This is a genomic window from Faecalibacillus sp. MSK20_93, from assembly GCF_020589945.1.
Lineage (GTDB): Bacteria > Bacillota_I > Bacilli_A > Erysipelotrichales > Coprobacillaceae > Faecalibacillus > Faecalibacillus intestinalis.
In genome coordinates this window covers 1-19,904 of the sequence record NZ_JAJDKA010000054.1, presented here as the reverse complement: position 1 = coordinate 19,904, position 19,904 = coordinate 1, and the positions used below count along the sequence as shown (strand labels likewise).

18 protein-coding genes and 7 tRNA genes are annotated in these 19,904 nt (G+C 29.4%); all 25 read left to right on the top strand.

Annotation, left to right across the window (positions count from 1 at the left end; genetic code table 11):
* Positions 1 to 190 precede the first annotated feature (190 nt).
* The 25 genes from LJD34_RS12940 to LJD34_RS12820 all read left to right on the top strand — a co-directional run bounded on the left by LJD34_RS12940 (position 191) and on the right by LJD34_RS12820 (position 19,845).
* Positions 191 to 1,195, top strand: a complete 1,005-nt coding sequence (locus LJD34_RS12940; protein ID WP_119363506.1) for a glycosyltransferase family 4 protein — start codon at positions 191 to 193, stop codon at positions 1,193 to 1,195.
* An 11-nt stretch (positions 1,196 to 1,206) separates the two neighbouring features.
* Positions 1,207 to 2,319, top strand: coding sequence for a lysylphosphatidylglycerol synthase transmembrane domain-containing protein (locus LJD34_RS12935; RefSeq protein ID WP_227360095.1), 1,113 nt, complete (start codon positions 1,207 to 1,209; stop codon positions 2,317 to 2,319).
* Between the two features lie 9 nt (positions 2,320 to 2,328).
* Positions 2,329 to 4,323, top strand: coding sequence for a glycosyltransferase (locus LJD34_RS12930; RefSeq protein ID WP_227360094.1), 1,995 nt, complete (start codon positions 2,329 to 2,331; stop codon positions 4,321 to 4,323).
* Positions 4,316 to 5,266 carry a 3'-5' exoribonuclease YhaM family protein gene (locus LJD34_RS12925; RefSeq protein WP_117346812.1) on the top strand — a complete coding sequence of 317 codons (951 nt, stop codon included), beginning with the start codon at positions 4,316 to 4,318 and terminating at the stop codon, positions 5,264 to 5,266. Before LJD34_RS12930 ends, LJD34_RS12925 begins: the two co-directional genes overlap by 8 nt.
* A gap of 123 nt (positions 5,267 to 5,389) precedes the next feature.
* Positions 5,390 to 5,695 carry a PTS sugar transporter subunit IIB gene (locus LJD34_RS12920; protein WP_227360093.1) on the top strand — a complete coding sequence of 102 codons (306 nt, stop codon included), beginning with the start codon at positions 5,390 to 5,392 and terminating at the stop codon, positions 5,693 to 5,695.
* A 52-nt stretch (positions 5,696 to 5,747) separates the two neighbouring features.
* Positions 5,748 to 6,659 carry an AEC family transporter gene (locus LJD34_RS12915; protein WP_227360092.1) on the top strand — a complete coding sequence of 304 codons (912 nt, stop codon included), beginning with the start codon at positions 5,748 to 5,750 and terminating at the stop codon, positions 6,657 to 6,659.
* Between the two features lie 8 nt (positions 6,660 to 6,667).
* Entirely contained in the window at positions 6,668 to 8,680 is a 2,013-nt protein-coding gene (recG, locus tag LJD34_RS12910) for an ATP-dependent DNA helicase RecG (RefSeq protein ID WP_227360090.1), read from the top strand.
* Positions 8,681 to 8,709: 29 nt separating this feature from the next.
* Positions 8,710 to 9,699 (top strand): phosphate acyltransferase PlsX, encoded by a 990-nt coding sequence (gene plsX, locus LJD34_RS12905; RefSeq protein WP_032090209.1) that lies wholly within the window; start codon positions 8,710 to 8,712, stop codon positions 9,697 to 9,699.
* The gene (gene rnc, locus LJD34_RS12900) at positions 9,686 to 10,360 is read left to right on the top strand and encodes a ribonuclease III (RefSeq protein ID WP_032090281.1); all 675 of its coding nucleotides are present in this window, start codon (positions 9,686 to 9,688) and stop codon (positions 10,358 to 10,360) included. Before plsX ends, rnc begins: the two co-directional genes overlap by 14 nt.
* 75 nt (positions 10,361 to 10,435) lie before the next feature.
* Positions 10,436 to 10,690, top strand: coding sequence for a LysM peptidoglycan-binding domain-containing protein (locus LJD34_RS12895; protein WP_022002017.1), 255 nt, complete (start codon positions 10,436 to 10,438; stop codon positions 10,688 to 10,690).
* Positions 10,691 to 10,755: 65 nt separating this feature from the next.
* Positions 10,756 to 12,216: a nicotinate phosphoribosyltransferase gene (locus LJD34_RS12890; RefSeq protein WP_032090208.1), complete on the top strand. Its 1,461-nt coding sequence runs from the start codon at positions 10,756 to 10,758 to the stop codon at positions 12,214 to 12,216.
* Between the two features lie 2 nt (positions 12,217 to 12,218).
* On the top strand, positions 12,219 to 12,611 hold the full coding sequence (locus tag LJD34_RS12885) for a hypothetical protein (protein WP_022002019.1): 393 nt from the start codon (positions 12,219 to 12,221) through the stop codon (positions 12,609 to 12,611).
* A complete protein-coding gene (locus LJD34_RS12880; protein ID WP_119363497.1) occupies positions 12,599 to 13,162 on the top strand; it encodes a hypothetical protein in 564 nt (187 codons plus the stop codon). Before LJD34_RS12885 ends, LJD34_RS12880 begins: the two co-directional genes overlap by 13 nt.
* Positions 13,163 to 13,164: 2 nt before the next feature.
* A complete protein-coding gene (locus LJD34_RS12875; protein WP_032090206.1) occupies positions 13,165 to 13,998 on the top strand; it encodes a prephenate dehydrogenase in 834 nt (277 codons plus the stop codon).
* Positions 13,999 to 14,142: 144 nt separating this feature from the next.
* Positions 14,143 to 14,676: a helix-turn-helix domain-containing protein gene (locus LJD34_RS12870; RefSeq protein WP_032090205.1), complete on the top strand. Its 534-nt coding sequence runs from the start codon at positions 14,143 to 14,145 to the stop codon at positions 14,674 to 14,676.
* A gap of 15 nt (positions 14,677 to 14,691) precedes the next feature.
* Positions 14,692 to 16,269, top strand: coding sequence for an ABC transporter ATP-binding protein (locus LJD34_RS12865; protein ID WP_032090204.1), 1,578 nt, complete (start codon positions 14,692 to 14,694; stop codon positions 16,267 to 16,269).
* A complete protein-coding gene (locus LJD34_RS12860; protein WP_032090203.1) occupies positions 16,270 to 17,115 on the top strand; it encodes an ABC transporter permease in 846 nt (281 codons plus the stop codon).
* Entirely contained in the window at positions 17,112 to 19,010 is a 1,899-nt protein-coding gene (locus LJD34_RS12855; protein ID WP_227360088.1) for an extracellular solute-binding protein, read from the top strand. Before LJD34_RS12860 ends, LJD34_RS12855 begins: the two co-directional genes overlap by 4 nt.
* A 195-nt stretch (positions 19,011 to 19,205) precedes the next feature.
* Positions 19,206 to 19,280 (top strand) — tRNA-Cys (locus LJD34_RS12850).
* A 9-nt stretch (positions 19,281 to 19,289) separates the two neighbouring features.
* Positions 19,290 to 19,378, top strand: a tRNA-Leu gene (locus LJD34_RS12845).
* A 7-nt stretch (positions 19,379 to 19,385) separates the two neighbouring features.
* Positions 19,386 to 19,462: transfer RNA gene (locus LJD34_RS12840), tRNA-Arg, on the top strand.
* A gap of 7 nt (positions 19,463 to 19,469) precedes the next feature.
* A tRNA-Pro gene (locus LJD34_RS12835) sits at positions 19,470 to 19,546 on the top strand.
* A gap of 12 nt (positions 19,547 to 19,558) precedes the next feature.
* Positions 19,559 to 19,634: transfer RNA gene (locus tag LJD34_RS12830), tRNA-Ala, on the top strand.
* A gap of 23 nt (positions 19,635 to 19,657) precedes the next feature.
* Positions 19,658 to 19,734 (top strand) — tRNA-Met (locus LJD34_RS12825).
* A gap of 34 nt (positions 19,735 to 19,768) precedes the next feature.
* Positions 19,769 to 19,845 (top strand) — tRNA-Ile (locus LJD34_RS12820).
* Positions 19,846 to 19,904 lie beyond the last annotated feature (59 nt).

Below are 19,904 nucleotides of genomic sequence, written 5' to 3'. Positions count from 1 at the left end.
AGTACATTGTGCGAAAATAGCTCGTTGCCAGTTCCTTCTTTTTTTTTATGTTTTTACATACTATTAATAATAAGTTCAAATTTGAATGCTATTATTTTATTGTTTTTTGTGGCTAGCTAATAGGGTAAAATTCTTGATTATATAGTTTCAAAAATAAAAATATGTTATAATAGATTGGGTGATGTTTTATATGAAAATTAAATTATATTTTGGAATGGAAAAGGCTATTAAGAAGTCTGGAATAGGTCGTGCGTTTTACCACCAAAAGAAAGCTTTAACATTAAATAATATTGAATTTACGACTGATAAAAATGATTTGGATTATGATATTTTACATATTAATACAATCTATCCTGATAGTATTTCAATGATTAAACAGGCAAGAGAAAATAATAAGAAGATCATTTATCATGCACATAGTACAGAAGAAGATTTTAAAAATTCTTTTATGTTTTCTAATACCTTTGCTAGTCTTTATAAAAAATGGCTTGTGTATCTTTATAATTCAGCTGATGTTATTATTACACCAACGCCATATTCTAAAAGCTTATTAGAGTCATATGATTTAAATAAGGAAATATATGCGATTTCTAATGGTGTAGATGTTGCACAGTTTAATCCAACATCTAAACAAATTAATGAGTTTACGCAACAGTTTCATATTTCTGAAGAGGATAAACTTGTTATATCTGTAGGATGGCTTTTTGAAAGAAAAGGATTTGATACTTTTGTAGAAGTTGCAAGAGAAATGCCTCATGTAAAATTTATGTGGTTTGGAGATGTTAGATTATCCAATCCAACATCTAAGATAAAAAAATTACTCAAAGAATTACCAAAAAATTTAATATTACCAGGATATGTTAGTGGAGATATTATTAAAGGTGCTTATGGTAGAGCAGATGTTTTTTTCTTTCCATCACGTGAAGAAACAGAAGGAATTGTTGTTTTAGAAGCTTTAGCTTGCAAAACACAAATATTATTAAGGGATATTCCTGCTTTTGATCCATGGATGCAAGACCAAGTTAATTGTTATAAGGGGAAAACAAATCAAGACTTTATTGATTATATTAATAAAATTATTAATCACGAATTACCTTCGACAGTAGAAGAAGGTTATAAAGTTGCTAAAGAAAGAGATTTATTACTAATAGGAAAACAATTAAAAGAGGTATATGAAAAAGTTGAATCTCTTTAGAGGATAATATTATGGATAAAAAAAATATAAAAAAATACATACTAAATGTAGCTATTATTCTAATAGTTGGTGGATTATCAATTTATTTTTCAATTGGTAATCAATTAGAAGGAACGATTAAATCGTTAAAACATTGTCATTTAGGGTGGTTATTGGTTGTTGCTATTTTAATGTGTATTTTTTATTTAATCAATGCAATGAATTTGACACTTTTTGCTAAAGTATATAAAAAAGATTATACCTTAAAACAAGGAATCGTAAATGCAATGGCTGGTATTTTCTTTAATGGAATCACGCCAATGGCCTCTGGTGGACAATTTTATCAAGTATATGCTTTTAATAAACAAGGAATCAAAGCAACTTATTCGTCTAGTATTTTATTAATGATTTTTATTGTCTATCAAAGTGTATTGGTTGTGTATACATCTATCATTATGCTTTTAAAATTTGTTTATTTTAGTAAATTGTATTCTGTTTTTTTTTCACTAGCATTTATTGGATTTATTATTAATTTAGTGGTTATTTCTACTTTATTTTTAGGAGCTAAGTCTGAAAAACTTCAAAATTTTTTAAGTAATAATGTTGTTAAAATATTAGCAAAATTACATATAGTGAAAAGCTATGAAGAGGTAAGTTCTCAAATTGAAAGAAAATTAGAAAACTTTAGAATCGAACTTAATTTATTACAAAAAAACAAACCAATATTACTTAAATCAATAGGATTAAATGTATTAAAATTGACAATTCTTTATAGTATTCCATTTTTTTGTTCTCTTGCAATGAATGTTCCTCTTTCTTGGAGACATTTCTTTGATTTAATTGGAATTACTGCTTTTGTTTATTTGATTTCAGATTTTGTACCATTACCAGGAGCAAGTGGGGGTAGTGAAGGTTCGTTTTATATTTTACTTCGTTACTTTTTAAAAGGAGCGACATCAGCAACTTTACTTGTTTGGAGATTTGCTACTTATTATGCTGGTCTTATTCTTGGAGGTCTTACAATGTCATTTAGTAGAGAACTTAATTTTGCAACAAAAAATGATAAAAAAGAAATTACAGAAAATGATCAAATAATCGTTATAGAAGATATAGAAGAAATTGAATTTGATGATTTTAAAAAATAGGAGGTCTTTATGAAAATAGCACTTTTTTCAGATACATACATACCTGATATTAATGGTGTTGCTACATCAACAAATATTTTACGAAATAAACTTGTAGATTTAGGACATGACGTTTTAGTTGTAACAAGTGAACTTCCAAGTGATACAACTTATGATGAAAGCCTAGATAATCAAGTTTTAAGAGTGCCAGGATTAGAAATACAAGCTCTTTATGGCTACAGGGCATGTAATATTTTTTCTTTTAAGGGTATGAAAGAAATTAAAAGATTTAATCCAGAGGTCATTCATGTTCAAACAGAATTTGGTATTGGTATTTTTGGAAGAATTGCTGCAGAATATTTAGATATTCCTGTTGTTTATACGTATCATACTATGTGGACAGATTATTCACATTATATTAATCCAATCAATTCTGAAACAGTAGATACTGTAGTTAAAAAAGTAATTACAAAAATTAGTAAATTTTATGGAAATAGTTGCCAAGGATTAATTGTTCCTTCAAATAAAACAAAAGATGCTTTAATCCATTATGGTTTAAAACAAAAAAATATTTATACGATTCCTACGGGATTAGAACTTGAACGTTTTTCAGTTAAGAATAAAAACAACGAATTATGTCAAAGTTTAATAGAAAAATATCATTTACAAAATCATTTTGTTCTTACATTTTTGGGAAGAATTGCTCCTGAAAAAAGCATTACGGTTATCATAGATGCTTTAAAAAAAGTTGTCGCTATTAATGATAATATTCGTTTTTTAATTGTTGGGGGTGGACCACAATTAGAAGAGTTAAAAGAATATGTAAAAAATGATCATATTGAACCATATGTTATTTTTACAGGGCCTCAAAGTGGTGAAATGGTTCCAGCTCATTACCATATTTCTAATATGTTTATTTCAGCATCTTTATCTGAAACACAGGGATTGACTTATATTGAAGCAATGGCATCTTCTATTTCTGTTATTGCTCGTTATGATGATCAACTTGTAGATGTTATTGATGATGGAAAAAATGGTTTTTTCTTTAAAAATGAAGATGAATTACCAAAACTTATATTAGATGCTATGGAAATGGATTTAGATGTTTTAAAAGAAAATGCATTAAAAAAAGCAAATGAGTATAGTGGAGAAACATTTGCTAAGAAAGTATTAGAAGTTTATAAGCAAGCCATTCTTATTAAAGAATATACTTATACAGTTGTTTCGATATTTCCCATAAAGAATAATAAAAATGAGGTTTCATTTACTTATGATGAAAATGAAAGTGCTGTAACATTAGAATTATCAGATAAAGTAATAGATCAATATGAACTGTATCGAGGGAAAACAATTGATAGAAATCAGTTTAATACACTTAAAGATCACGAACAAATCAGTAGGGCATATAACAAAGCCTTGAAGTATTTATCTATTAAAGATTATACTGAACAACAAATGAGAAAGAAATTAATGGATTCTGGAGATTATGATGATGCTCAACTTGATACTACTATTCAACTTTTATCAGAAAAAAATTTAATTAATGATAAAATGTACGCAATGAATTATTTTAAAAGATGTACACGTTTGGGAATAGGACATAACAAAGCAATTTATAATTTAAGAAATTATGGTGTTGATACTGAGATAATAGATACATGTTTAGAAGAACTTGATGATGATGAAGAATATCAAGCAGCGATGCTTTTAATCAATAATTATTACCAAAGAAACAGCACGATTTCTTATCGTAACATTCAAAGAAAAATTAAAGAAAAATTATTTTTAAAGGGATTTACGAATGATGTTATTGATAAAGCAATGGCAGAGTATGATTTTGAATATGATTTAGAGAAAGAAAAATTAGCTTTGGAAAAAGACTATTTAAAAGCATCTCATCGCTATGAAAAAAAATTAGAAGGAAAAGATTTAAGAAACAAAATAATTGATACATTGTTAAAAAAAGGATATAATTACGAAGATATTAAGAATATTCTAGAAGTTAAGGAGAATAATGATGAATAAAATAGCAAGTTTAAAACCTGGTGATGATGGTGTTTTAATTGAGGCATTAATTAATCATGTTGTATCAGGAAAAACCAATGGAGCACATCGCTCAACGTATTTATCTATGACATTACAGGATGATACAGGATCTATTGATGCTAAGTTATGGAATGCTAGCGAAGAACAAGTACAAACTTTAGTAAAAGGTTCAGTTGTTCAAATAAAAGGTGATGTTATAAAATATAATGAAGATAGACAAATGAAGATTGTAAAGATTCATTTAGCGTCACAAGATGATAAAGAACGTATTAAATTTTTAAAACAAGCACCATTGGATAGTCAATTTATGATCAATGAAATTAAAAAGTTTATTGATCAAATAGATAATTTAAAATTACATCAATTAGTAAAAACATTATTTGAAGAAAATATTGAAAAATTATCTTATTATCCAGCAGCTAGCAAAAATCATCATGAATATGTTTCAGGATTGGCTTATCATACGTATGGAATGTTAAAAGTTGCAGAATCATTTTGCACTTTATATCCGACGCTTAATAAAGATCTATTATATTCTGGAATCACATTACATGATTTAGGAAAAACAATTGAATTAAGTGGTCCTGTTGTTCCAGAATATACGTTAGAAGGAAAATTATTAGGTCATATTTCTATTTCAAATGCGATGATTAAAGAAACTGCTGATAAACTTCATATTGAAGGAGAAGAAGTAACTTTATTACAACATATGATTTTAGCACATCATGGAAAAAATGAATATGGTTCACCTGTTCTTCCGCAAATCAAAGAAGCAGAGATTTTATATTTAATTGATAATATAGATGCTCGTATGGCGATGATGGATAAAGCTTTAGAAACCGTTGAATATGGAAAATTTACAAAACGTGTATTCTCATTAGAAAATAGAGCGTTATATAAACCAAAGATGTATGAAAAGTAGCAAATGCTACTTTTTATATTTTTTCAAAATTTGAAAAAAGAAATTTGTATTTTTATAGAAAAAAAATTAAAAAAGAATATAATTATATCAGTAATTTATTATTAAAAAGTGAGGTAGTATAATATGTATAAGATTTTATTATGTTGTGTATCAGGGGTTACAACAAACAAATTAGTAAATGCAGTGAAAGAATCTGCTAAACAAAAAGATATTAAAGTAATGTGTTGGGCAGTTGGATCTAAATCTGTAGGTTTATCATGGGCAGATGCTGATTGTGTTTTATTAGCGCCACAATCTGCTTCAGAATTATCTGAAATTGAAGAAATGGTTCATGGGGTTATTCCATGCGCTTTAATTAATGATGGTGATTTTGCAAGTATGAACGGAGATGCTGTTTTAAATCAAGCATTAGATTTAATTAAAAAATAAACATCCTAAGCGATGTTTTTTTTTGCTATAATAAAATTCAGGAGGAATCAAAATGGCTGAAATTATGATCAAGGCAGCAGGTTTTGTTTTTGTAATTATAATAGCGTTTATTTTAAAACAAGTGCATGTTTTAGAAAAAAGAGATGGTTTAACAATTGCAACAATTATTATGAATGTGACATTACCTTGCGCTTTACTTACAAATGCAAGTGGCATAACAATTGATCAATCAATGCTCATTTTATTATTAATAGGATTAGCATCAAATATTATCATGCTTTTCATTTCTTTTATACTTTCAAGAAAAGAGGAAAATATTTTAAAAGGATATTATATGATCAATTGTTCTGGATATAATATAGGAAACTTTGTTATGCCGTTTGTACAAAGCTTTTTCCCAGGCATGGGAGTTGCCTATTTATGCATGTTTGATGTAGGAAATTCAATTATGTGTTTAGGAGGAAGTTATGCATTAGCAGGAAGTGTAGCAAGCAGTAATCAAAAATTGACTCCTAAAACAGTAATCAAAAAATTATTTTCATCAATTCCATTTGATGTATATCTTTTAATTTTTGTTTTAGCACTTTTTAAAATTTCAATACCTCAACCAATTTTATCAGTGGCTTCTTTTATAGGAGCAGGAAATGGATTTTTAGCGATGTTTATGATTGGACTTTTATTAGAAGTTAAAATAAATCCTTCGGAAATGAAAATAGTTTTAAAAACACTTTTGATTCGTGTGCTTTTTGGTGCTATCTTAATGAGTATTGTTTATTTTATTGTTCCAATTCCAATGCTTGCTAAAAAAATTGTTGTTTTAGCAATGGCTGCGCCTATTACAACTGTTTCAGCTGTTTTTTCAAAAAATATTGGTTATCATCGTGATGCACCAGCTATTTCGAGCTCACTTTCAATTATTATCAGTATTGCCGTTTTAGTCGTTTTAATTATCATGTTTGCGTAGGTGAGTGTATGGAGTATGATTTAAAAGTTTTAAAAATAAATAAAAATAAAATAGAACAGTTAAATGAATTATCTATTTATACTGTAAAAGATTTAGTACAACATTATCCTTATCGCTTTGAAGAAATGTTAGAAACACCATTACATGATGAATCGAAGGCCATTATTGAAGCACAGCTTATTGATGAACCTAAAATCTTTTATAAAGGAAGACTTTCAAGATTGACTTTTCATGTTAATTATCATGAAGAGCCATTAACAATTACGATTTTTAATCGTCATTTTTTGAAAAAAAATATGCAAATAGGAATGATGCTTACTATTACTGGTAAATACAGTGCTTCTAAAAAAGCAATTACAGCTAGTGACTTAAAACTAAAGAGCTTAAAAGAAATTTCTGGAATAACACCAGTATATTCTTTAAAAGAAGGACTCACTCAAAAAAGTTTTCAGGGTTATGTCAATAAAGCACTTAATTTTTATAAAGGACACATTGCTAATACTATTCCTTTATATTTATGTCAAAAATATCATTTGATAGATAAAGAAGATGCTTTGTTTAAAATACATCAACCGCAAACACGCAGTGATGTTATTAGTGCACTTAGATACTTAAAATATGAAGAATTTTTTAAATTTCAAATGACAATGCAATATATAAAACAAAATCGCACACAAAATATAGGTATCTCAAAATTAATAGACAAAGAAAAAGTGACTCACTTTATTGAAAAGCTCCCTTTTCAATTAACAGATGACCAACAAAAAGTTGTTGATGATATATTAATAGATTTAACAAGTCAAAAATTAATGTATCGCTTTGTTCAAGGTGATGTTGGTAGTGGAAAGACAGTTGTTGCAGCAATTAGTTTATATGCTAATTATTTAGCAGGTTATCAAGGAGCTATGATGGCACCAACAGAAATACTAGCGCTTCAGCATTATCAGTCTTTAAAAAAAATGTTTAAAAAATATAAAATAAATATCGCATTACTTACAGGTCATCTTTCACAAAAAGAAAAAAATGAAATCTATCAGCAATTAGAAAATGGACAAATTGATATTATTATTGGAACACATGCTTTATTTCAAGAAAAAGTACAATATAATCAATTAGGTCTGGTTATTACTGATGAACAGCATCGCTTTGGTGTTGAACAAAGAAAAGCGTTAAAAGACAAAGGAAATAAAGTTGACTTTTTAGTAATGACAGCAACACCGATTCCTAGAACACTTGCTATTTCTTTATATGGAGATATGGATGTTTCAACGATTAAAACACTTCCTAACGGGAGAAAAAAAGTTATTACAAAGTTTATTAAAGGAACATCAATGAAGCCTATATTAAAAGATTTGAAAGATTATCTTTTAAAGGGAGGACAATGCTATGTTGTCTGTCCTCTTGTAAATGAAAGTGAAGCAATCACTGGAAGAAATGCAAGTGATATTTCAAAAGCAATGGCACAATATTTCAAAGGACAATACGAAGTTGGATTAGTTCATGGACAAATGAGTGATGAAGAAAAAAATAAAATCATGAATGCATTTAAAGAAAATAAAATACAGATTCTTGTTTCAACAACAGTAATCGAAGTGGGAGTTGATGTAAGTAATGCAAATATGATGGTTATTTATAATGCAGAAAGATTTGGTTTATCTCAACTTCATCAATTGAGAGGAAGAGTAGGAAGATCAAAGGAACAAGGATATTGTTATCTTTTATCAGAGGCAACACATTCTGAACAAAAGGAAAGATTAGAATTTTTAGAAAATCATCATGATGGATTTGAAGTCTCTGAATATGATTTAAAAATAAGAGGACCTGGAGATTTGTTGGGTCAAAAGCAAAGTGGTTTACCAACTTTTATGATAGGAGATATTTTTAAAGATTATCATATTTTAGAAATTACAAGAAAAGATGCTTTTGAAGCGATGAATCAACATCAAGATGATGAAAAAATTATAAAATTGTTATCAGAAATAAAAAACAATTTAATAAAGAATAATGAATATATTGATTAATGTGTTATAATGCTAAAAGAGGTGAGAACATGAAATTAGCGATAGACGCCATGAGTGGTGATTTAGGTAGCTCTATTGTTGTAGAAGCCTGCCAATCATTTTTAAATAAAAATAAAACAGATGAGCTTTATGTTGTAGGAAAAATTGAAGAATTAGAAGCATTGAAAGATCATCCTCAAGTAACTTTAATAGATGCTAGAGAAATCTTTGAAATGACAGAAAATATTTTAGCAATCCGTAGAAAAAAAGAATCGAGCTTAGTAAAAGCTATGATGTTAGCAAGAAATAACGAAGTTGATGCTGTATTATCTTGTGGAAATACAGGAGCCTATTATGCATGTGCAATGTTGTTTTTAAAACGTATTAAAGGAATTGAAAAATCATGTTTAATGGCAACAATTCCCACTTTAAATGATAAAGGTGTTTGCATGTTAGATGTAGGGGCAAATGCTGAAAATACAGTAGATCAACTCGTTCAGTTTGCAATTATGGGAAATGTTTATGCTAAAAATGTTAGACATATTCAAAAACCTAAAGTTGCCCTGTTAAATATTGGAAGTGAAGAACATAAAGGTGATGAGATCCATAAAGAAACATATCAATCTTTGAGTACACTTGAACAAATTGATTTTGTTGGAAACATTGAAGGAAAAGAAATCTTAAGAGGTGATGTGGATGTCATTGTAACGGATGGATTTACAGGAAATGTTACATTAAAAACAATTGAAGGTGTTGCATTATCTATGATGTCTGCATTAAAAGATGGTTTTATGGCATCAACACGTAATAAATTAGGGGCAGTTATTTCTAAACCAGTTTTAAAAGGATTAAAAACAAAATTTGATCCTGCAGGTGTAGGTGGTGCCTTGATGATGGGATTTGTAAAACCAGTTGTTAAAGCACATGGTGCAAGTGACGCGAAAGCTTTTGAAAGTGCAATGAATTTAGCTTTTGAAATGGTTGAAGTAAATGTAGTAGAAAAAATGAAAGTAGGTCTAGATGAAAGTGGAATTAGGTAAGTTTTTAGAAGTAATGGGCATTCCTTATAAAGATATTCATTTATTTAAAGAAGCTTTTACACATCCTTCTTATACAAATGAAAACAAAGGAAAAAATTACGAACGATTAGAATTTTTAGGTGATTCAGTTTTACAATATTATGTATCAAAGTTTATTTATGAAAAATATCCTGAAAAGCCAGAAGGAGAATTGACACTTTTACGTTCTAAACTAGTAAGAGAAGAATCACTTGCTCGTTTTTCTCGTGAATTAGGATTAGGTGCACAAATTTTCTTAGGTGCAGGTGAAGAACATAATGGAGGTAGAGATCGTAATAGTGTTTTAGCTGATATTTTTGAAGCCTTTATTGGGGCAATAAGCGAAGATTGTGGTATCGAATATGTTTTAAAAATATTAGATATGACAATCTATAAACATGTTGAAGATGTCAACTATGATGATATCACAGATTTTAAAACAAAATTACAAGAATTGATTCAAGCGGATCAAAGAAAGACAGTCACATATTCATTACTTTCAACAACAGGTCCAGCGAATGCACCTGAATTTGAAGTGGCAGTCATGATGGATGATATGACCCTAGGAACTGGAAAAGGTTCTAGTAAAAAAAGAGCAGAACAAAAGGCTGCAAAGGATGCGTTGAAAAAATTAGCCAGATAGATAGCAAATGCTATCTATTTTTTTGCCTAGACATTTTTTATTTTAAAACATATTTTAAAATGAAGGAGGCAAAATATGTTTGATGAAGAATATGAAAGAGTCATTCATCCCCGTAGAGTAGGTGATATCTATCTCTATACAGTAAGACCGGGAGATAATGTTTATCGGATAGCAAGAAATTTTAATACTAAAATAGAATGGATCGCTTGTATGAATAAACTTGATCAACAAATGATGATTTACCCAGATCAACAATTATATATTCCTTTTATTCCTCAAGGACCAATGCCAATGGTACAATCAAGAGATTCTTATGAATTATATTTTTAATGGACTAGATTTTTCTTAAAAAAAAGCTTATTATATTCGTAAAAATAACAATGAAGGAGAATTTTATGAATAAACATGCAGGAAGTGAAAGAAATCTAACTCTTGTAATGGATTTATATGAGTTGACAATGGCATATAATTATTTTAAACAAGGAAATAAAGATCAACTTGTTTATTTTGATATGTTTTATAGAAAAAACCCAGATAATGGAGGGTTCGCAGTTTTTGCAGGATTACAACAATTAATTGAATGTATAAAGAATTTACATTTTAGTGAAGGAGATATTGAATATCTCCGTTCACTTCAAAAATTTGATGAAGACTTTTTAGATTATTTATTAGATTTTAAATTTACAGGTTCTATTTATGCAATGAAAGAAGGTACACCAGTCTTTCCTAATGAACCATTGATTACTGTAAAAGCTAAATTTATCGAAGCACAAATTATCGAAACGATGTTATTAGTAACAGTTAATCATCAATCTTTAATTGCTACTAAAGCACATCGTGTTGTTCAAGAAGCCAAAGGAAGACCCGTTATGGAATTTGGAGCAAGACGTGCTCAAGGATATGATAGTGCAACTTATGGAGCTCGTGCAGCTTATATTGGAGGGGTAGCAGGAACAGCTACAGTTTCAGCAGGTGAGATGTTTGATATTCCTGTAGTAGGAACAATGGCACATTCTTTTGTGCAATCATTTGATAGTGAATATGAAGCTTTTAAAGCTTATGCACTTACATATCCAGATGATTGTGTTTTATTGGTTGATACGTATGATACTTTAAAAAGTGGAGTACCTCATGCCATTGAAATAGCCAAAGAAGTTTTAGAACCAATGGGTAAAAAATTAAAAGGAATTCGTTTGGATAGTGGAGATATTTCATATTTATCAAAACGTGCAAGAGCAATGCTTGATGTTGCGGGTCTTACATATGTAAGTATTTCGGCTTCAAACTCCTTAGATGAATATTTGATTCGCTCTTTATTAAACCAAGGAGCGCAACTTGATTCATTTGGAGTTGGAGAAAATTTAATTGTATCAAAATCATCTCCAGTATTTGGAGGAGTTTATAAATTAGTAGCTATTGAAAAAAATGGACAAATTATTCCTAAAATTAAAATTTCAGAAAATACTGAAAAGATTACCAATCCAGGTTATAAACGTGTATATCGTTTATTTGAAAATGAAACTGGAAAAGCAATAGCGGATTTAATTGCTTTTTATGATGAAGAAATTGATTGTACAAAAGATTTAACGATTTATCATCAATCTGATATTTGGAAATTTAAAACAATTGAAGCTAATACGTATACAGTAGAAGAATTACAAGTTCCTATATTTGAAGATGGAAAATTTGTTTATCAAGAACTGTCTGTAAAAGAAATTAGAGATTATTCAATGCAAGAAAAAGCACGCTTATGGGATGAAATATTTAGATTAGAGTTCCCACATAATTATTATGTGGATCTTACTAAAAATTTATTAGATTTTAAAATTAAAATGTTAGAAGAAAAGAGAAAATAAAAATGGCAAGATTTGATAGAAAAGTAGAAAGAACAAAGAAAAGTTTTGAATTTACACAAAAAGAGAAAATTGTTGAAACAAATAAAGATGTCTTCAAAAAGAATTTTACTTTTAAATGGGTCCAATTAAATATTAAAACAGTATGTGTTTTTCTTGTTGATTTTTTACTTGTAACATTATTGATTATTCCATTTATGATGCAATATTTAAATGCAACTTTAGCGTTTGTTTTAGGGCATGGAATTATTACAAGTTTAGTGATCGTTTTTACAGGATTTTTAATTAATAAAGAAAAAATAAAAGCAGTTCCATTTATTTCTAGATTCTTATTTATGTTTATTCTATTAGGTGCATCTTCTGCACTTTCGATGGCAATTACATCATGGCTGAATTAGTTTGTTTAACTGCTTTAGGGGTTGTTTCATTATTTACAGGAATTGTATCATTAGGAAACAGTGATGCTTTTATGGGAATGTTTACTTTTATGATCTTACTTGTAAGTTATGCATTGATTATCCTTACTTTTAGAAAAAGAAGAACGCTTTTTAAAGCAAAAGAAGTTATTTATACAGGATATGAAATTTATTTGTATATATTATCATATATTGTTTTAATGACTTCTTGTTTATTGATATATCTTCATGTTGTTCAAGTTGTTTCAATGACATCACCATTAATTATGGTGACATGGCTTGTACCACTTGTTGCTTATTTAACGTATGAATCGGTATTGATTTTTGAAAAAGATGAATTAAATATAAATGGGAAGAAAGTATTATATAGAAGTATCAAAAAAGTTCAAATTATAGAAAATAAAAATAAATATCATTTAATAATTAGAGCGAAAGGAAATGAATATCTATACAAGACAAATCAAAAAAATAGTCAACATGTTTTAGAATGTTTAAAAAAATATTGTCCGCGTATAGATAAAAATAGGGATTAAATATGATTATAACAGTTGTTGGTCTTGGTGTTGTTGGGGGAAGCTTTGTAAAAGCTTTAAAAGGTCAAGGACACGAAGTTTATGGTGTTGATGTAGATGAAGAAACACTTGCAAGAGCGAAAGCAGATGGATGTATAAAAGAAGGGTTTGTAGATGGTCGAGAAATCATCAAAAAATCGGATATGACGATTATCTGTTTATATCCATCATTAGTTTTAGATTATATAAAAAACCATGAATTTAAAAAGGGAAGTATCATTACGGATGCTGTAGGTGTTAAAACTCATTTTTTAAATGAAGCAATGGATCTTTTGAAAGATAAAGATGTTGAATTTGTTTCAGGGCATCCTATGGCAGGAAGAGAAAATAAAGGCTATCTTTATGCAAGTAAAGAAGTTTTTCAAGGCGCTAATTATATTTTAATTCAACATGAAGAAAATAGTAAAAGTGCCATTGCTATGATGGAACAATTTGTTTCTAATTTAGGATTTCATTCCGTAAAAATCATGTCACCACAGGCTCATGATGAGATTATTTCATTTACCTCTCAATTGCCACATGTCATTGCTGTTTCATTGATTGATAGTGATAATCAAAAATATGATACAGGTAAATATATTGGAGATTCTTATCGTGATTTAACACGTATTGCTAATATTAATGAGGATTTATGGACTGAATTATTCTTTACTAATAAAAATAATCTTTTGAAAAGTATCCAAGGTTTTGAAGATCAATTGGATATTTTGAAAAAAGCTATTAAAGAAGAAGATGCAGATACTTTGAAAGCAATGTTTATTGAATCTTCTAAAAGAAGAAGAAATCTTGAGAAATAGCGTTAGGCTATTTCTTTTTTTTGTATCGTGTTTAAAATATTAAACTTTTTGTTTAAAAAGGTATTGAACTTAACATAATTATTAGTATAATAGTCTTGTTTAATAAATAAAACAAAAAGTTTTTTTAAATAAACAGGAGGTTTTATGGATATTGGTGCAAAAATTAAAAGAATACGTTTATCAAATCAATTGACGTTAGAAGAACTTGCTAATCGTAGTGAATTGACAAAGGGCTTTTTATCACAGTTAGAAAGGGACTTAACGTCACCAAGTGTTGCCACATTAGAAAATATTTTGGAAGCATTAGGGACAAATTTAAAAGATTTTTTTTCAGAAGATGAAGATGAACAAATTGTTTTTAGTAAAGACGATTTTTTTGAAAATATACAAGATGATTATAAAATTTCTTATATTATTCCAAATGCTCAAAAAAATGAAATGGAACCTATTTTAATTGAACTTAAAAAAGGAAAGAATTCAATGGAAATTGATCCACATGATGGTGAAGAATTTGGATATGTTATTCATGGAAAAATTACATTAATGAATGGTGATGAAGAATATGAGGTAAAAAAGGGAGAAACATTTTATTTAAAAGGAAATTTACCACATTACATAGTCAATAAACATGATACTCTAGCGAAAGTGATTTGGGTATCAACACCACCAATATTTTAAAAGGGGAGAAAAATGATGGAAGAAAAGGTACTCATTAAATTTAGAAACATTGTTAAAGAATTTGATGGAACAATTGTTTTAAAAGGGATTAACTTAGATATTTATGAAAATGAATTTGTTACACTGCTTGGACCAAGTGGTTGTGGAAAAACAACGTTACTTCGTATTTTAGGTGGCTTTTTAGAAGCAGATGAAGGGGTTGTTATCTTTGATGATGAAGATATAAAGGAATTACCACCCTATAAAAGAGAATTAAATACAGTCTTTCAAAAGTATGCATTATTTCCACATATGAATGTTTACGATAACATTGCTTTTGGCTTAAAAATAAAAAAGATGTCAAAAGATGTTATTGATCAAAAAGTCATGAGAATGTTAAAACTTATTGGTTTAGAAGGTTTTGAAAATAAAAATGTAACAACATTGTCAGGTGGGCAACAACAACGTATTGCCATTGCTAGAGCTTTAGTAAATGAACCAAAAGTTTTATTATTAGATGAACCATTAGGTGCTTTAGATTTAAAACTTAGAAAAGAAATGCAATATGAATTAAAAAGAATTCAACAAGAAGTAGGAATTACTTTTATTTATGTAACACACGATCAAGAAGAAGCGTTAACAATGTCTGATAAAATCGTTATTATGAAAAGCGGAGAAATTCAACAAGTAGGGACTCCTCAAGAAATATACAATGAACCTGTTAATAAATATGTTGCAAATTTCATTGGTGAAAGTAATGTTATTTCAGGGGTAATGATTGAAGATTATAAAGTTAAATTTGATGATCAAATCTTTGATTGTGTTGATTTTGGTTTTAAACCAAATGAAAAAGTTGATGTTGTTTTAAGGCCAGAAGATATTGATATAGTGCCTTTAGAACAAGGAAAAATCACAGGAGAAGTTTTAAGTGTTTTATTTAAGGGAGTTTGGAATGAAGCAATGGTAGAAACTGTTCCAGGAACGACTGTTAAAGTGAACATGAACGTTATTAAAAACCATGATGTTGAAAGTGAATATAGTGATGAAAGAATTTCAGCAAATGATTTTTATGTAGATATTGAAGAAGTAGCTTCTTTAGATGATAACGATATTATTGCTAGAGCAGATGCTCAAGCATGGAAAGAAAGTGATGATTCTTATATTTCTATTAGTAAAATTGAACATGATTTAAAAGAGGAATTAGGAGAATATACAGTTACTTTCCAAACATCATCAGGTTTATCTACAACAAGAAAAATCATTGTTGTTGACCAAAAATATGTAAGAAATGAAAAAGCAAACGAAGCAGTGAGTGCTTTTAACTTCTTTAAAACAGTTGATGACATTAAGGAGTCTGTTGCTTTAGATACAGATTTAAAGACATGGGCCAATGCTATTGGTTGGAAATTATCTAATGAAGATGAAGCAGTGGATATTTATGTAGATTATGATTTTGATCCTGAAAATATTCAAGAAGGAATCTATCAAGTTACTTTCTCTACAGAAGGTAGAGAATTAAAAGTACATACAACAGATTATGTAGAAGAAGGTCAAGAGGTCGGATTGACTTTTGAAGTAGAAGATATTCATGTAATGGAAAAGATGGGATTTTAGATGAAAAAATTTTCTCAGTTAGCACTTCCATATATTATTTGGAGTATTATTATTCTACTTTTACCAGTATTACTTATTGCTTTTTATGCAATAACTGATAGAGGTAACACTGTTGTTAACTTTAGTTTTACTTTACAAAATTTTGTGAAATTTTTTACCGACCCTGATTTCTTACTTATTTTATGGAGATCACTTTCAATTGCTTTAAAAACAACAATTATTTGCATTTTACTTGGTTATCCAGTAGCTTATTTTATTTCACGTTGTAAAGATCGAACAAGAAATATTTTAATTTTATTAATTACACTTCCTATGTGGATCAATATGCTTGTAAGAACATATGCTTGGATTGGTATTTTATCTGATGGAGGTATTTTACAATCATTATTGAATTTATTAGGATTTAAATCAACACAACTTCTTTATACAGAAGGTGCTGTTTTACTTGGAATGGTTTATAACTTTATTCCTTTTATGATTTTACAAATCAATACATCTTTATCTAAGATGGATAAATCGTTATTAGAAGCAAGTTCTGATTTAGGCGCAAATCGCTATCAAACTTTTTGGAAAGTTACTTTTCCACTTTCAATACCAGGAGTTATTAGTGGAATAGCACTTGTCTTTTTACCGGCAGTAAGTTCATTCTTCATTCCTAAATTATTGGGTGGAGGTCAATATTTCTTAATTGGTAATGTTATTGAAAATCAGTTTATTACTGTAGGAGAATGGAATTTTGGATCTGCTATTTCTGTTATTATGGCTTTTGTAATGATGGCTATCATGTATTTAGTAAGATATGTTGAAAAACGTAATTCTGGTAATAGAAAGGAGAAAAAAGTATGAAAAAACAAAAACATTCTTTATTAAAAATTTTAATGGTTTTAATGCTCTTATTTTTCTACTTACCAATTGGCTTTATGATTGTTTTTTCATTCAATTCAAGCAAGTCATTAACGCATTTTACAGGTTTTTCGATGCAATGGTATTCAAAAATGTTAGCGGATGTTTCAATGATGGAATCTTTATATGTCACAATTATAGTAGCGATTATTGCGACAGTTGTTTCTACGATTGTTGGGACAATTAGTGCAATTGGACTTTCTAAATCAAAAAAAATCGTGCATGATTTAATTATGCAAATCAACGATTTTCCTTTGATGAATCCAGAAATCGTTACAGCGATTGGATTAATGTTATTCTTTATTACCTTTAATATTGAAAAAGGTTTTGCAACATTATTATTGGCACATATCGCATTTTGCATTCCTTATGTTATATTATCTGTTATGCCTAAAATTCGCTCTCTAGATCCAAATTTAGCGGATGCTGCAATGGATTTAGGGTGTACACCTTGGATGGCTTTAATTAAAGTAATCGTACCACAAATCATGCCTGGTATTGTTTCAGGGGCTTTGATTGCTTTTACAATGTCTTTTGATGATTTTATTATTTCTTATTTTGTTACAGGAAAAGGAATTAAAAACTTGAGTATTATGGTTTATACAATGTCAAAACGTGTAAATCCTAGTATTAATGCTATTTCAACTTTAATTGTTATTTTTATTACGATTGTTTTAATTCTTGTCAATGTTGTTCCGGTGATTAGAGAAAAAAGAAAAGTTCAAACGACAGAACTTAAAGAAAAAAATAAAGCACCAAGAATTATTGCTGGAATTGTTGCAGCATGTGTATGTATGGGACTAGTTTTTGTTCAAAAAACAACTTCTTCGACTAAAAAATATGCAGGACAAACTTTACATGTCTATAATGCCGGGGAGTATACGGGTGAAAATTTGCTTTCTAATTTTGAAAAACAAACGGGATGCAAAGTAGTTATGGATTTATTCGATTCGAATGAACAAATGTATATTAAAGTAGCTAATGGTGAAGCTTATGATGTTTTAATTCCAAGTGATTATATGATTGAAAGATTAAAACAAGAAAAGCTTATTCAACCATTAGATCAAGATAAAATCACTTGCTTAGAAGATATTAATGATTCTGTTAAAAATTTATCTTATGATCCGAATAATGAATATTCTGTTCCTTATTTTTGGGGAAGTGTAGGAATCGTTTATGATAAAACAAAAGTAAGTGAAAAAGATTTAAAAGAACAAGGTTTTAATATTTTCTTGAATCAAAAATATAAAGGAGACATTTATTTATACGATTCGGAACGTGATTCGTTTATGATGGCTTTAAAAGCACTTGGCTATTCTATGAATACTGATAATGAAAAAGAGCTTGCAGAAGCCTATAATTGGCTTTTAGAGTGTGTTAATACGATGTCACCAGAAATTGTAACGGATGAAATTATTGATAACATGGCACAAGCAAGAAAAGCTTTAGGACTTATTTATTCCGGGGATGCAACCTATATTATGTCTGAAAATGAAAATATTGGTTATTACATGCCAAAAAAAGGAACAAATATTTGGTGTGATGGCATGGTTATTCCACAAAGTTCTAAAAATGTAGATTTAGCACATGAATTTATTAACTATGTATCAAGTTATGAAGCAGCTTATGGTAATTCATCTTATGTAGGGTATACTTCACCAAACACGGAAGTTATGAACGATTTAGCGCAAAATGACTTTAAAGGAATTAATGCTTATAATCCAATTAGAACAAATAAATATGATGAAGTCTTTAACTATAATGCTGAAACAAGAAAGGTAATGGCTAATTATTGGGCTAAAGTAAAAATCGCAGCCTCTAATGCTAAAAGTGAATAATAAAAGTTCTATGAGAGTTTTCTCATAGAATTTTTTTAAAAAAATAAAATCAAAAAAATGATGAATATACGTATGAAATTTTAAATCCATAAAAATTAGATTGTAAAAAATTATAAAAAACTATTGCAAAAAAAATTTTTATAGCATATAATAATGGGGCAGCGTGATAAGAGACGCGAAACAAAATAAAGAAGTGGTTCCTTGGCCAAGTTGGTAAGGCAACAGACTGCAACTCTGTCATCATCGGTTCGAGTCCGGTAGGAACCTCCATTAATGAATGCCCAGGTGGCGAAATTGGTAGACGCACAGGACTTAAAATCCTGCGGACCTTAAAATCCGTGCCGGTTCGACTCCGGCCCTGGGCACCATTGATATGCGCTAGTAGCTCAACTGGATAGAGTGCTTGACTACGGATCAAGAGGTTGTGGGTTCGATTCCTGCCTAGCGCGCCATTTTTTTCGGGAAGTAGCACAGCTTGGTAGTGCACCTGGTTTGGGACCAGGGGGTCGCAGGTTCAAATCCTGTCTTCCCGACCATTTATAAAAATTGGGGCCATAGCTCAGCTGGGAGAGCACCTGCCTTGCACGCAGGGGGTCAGCGGTTCGATCCCGCTTGGCTCCACCAATTAATTTAATAAAAAATATTATGGCGGGATAGCTCAGCTGGCTAGAGCATTCGGTTCATACCCGGAGGGTCGAGGGTTCGAATCCCCCTCCCGCTACCATTTTTATTTAAGGTGCCTATAGGGCATATACTGCGGACCCTTAGCTCAGTTGGTTAGAGCTATCGGCTCATAACCGATCGGTCGTAGGTTCGAGTCCTACAGGGTCCACCATTACTATTGCGGAGATTTACCCAAGTCTGGCTGAAGGGACTGGTCTTGAAAACCAGCAG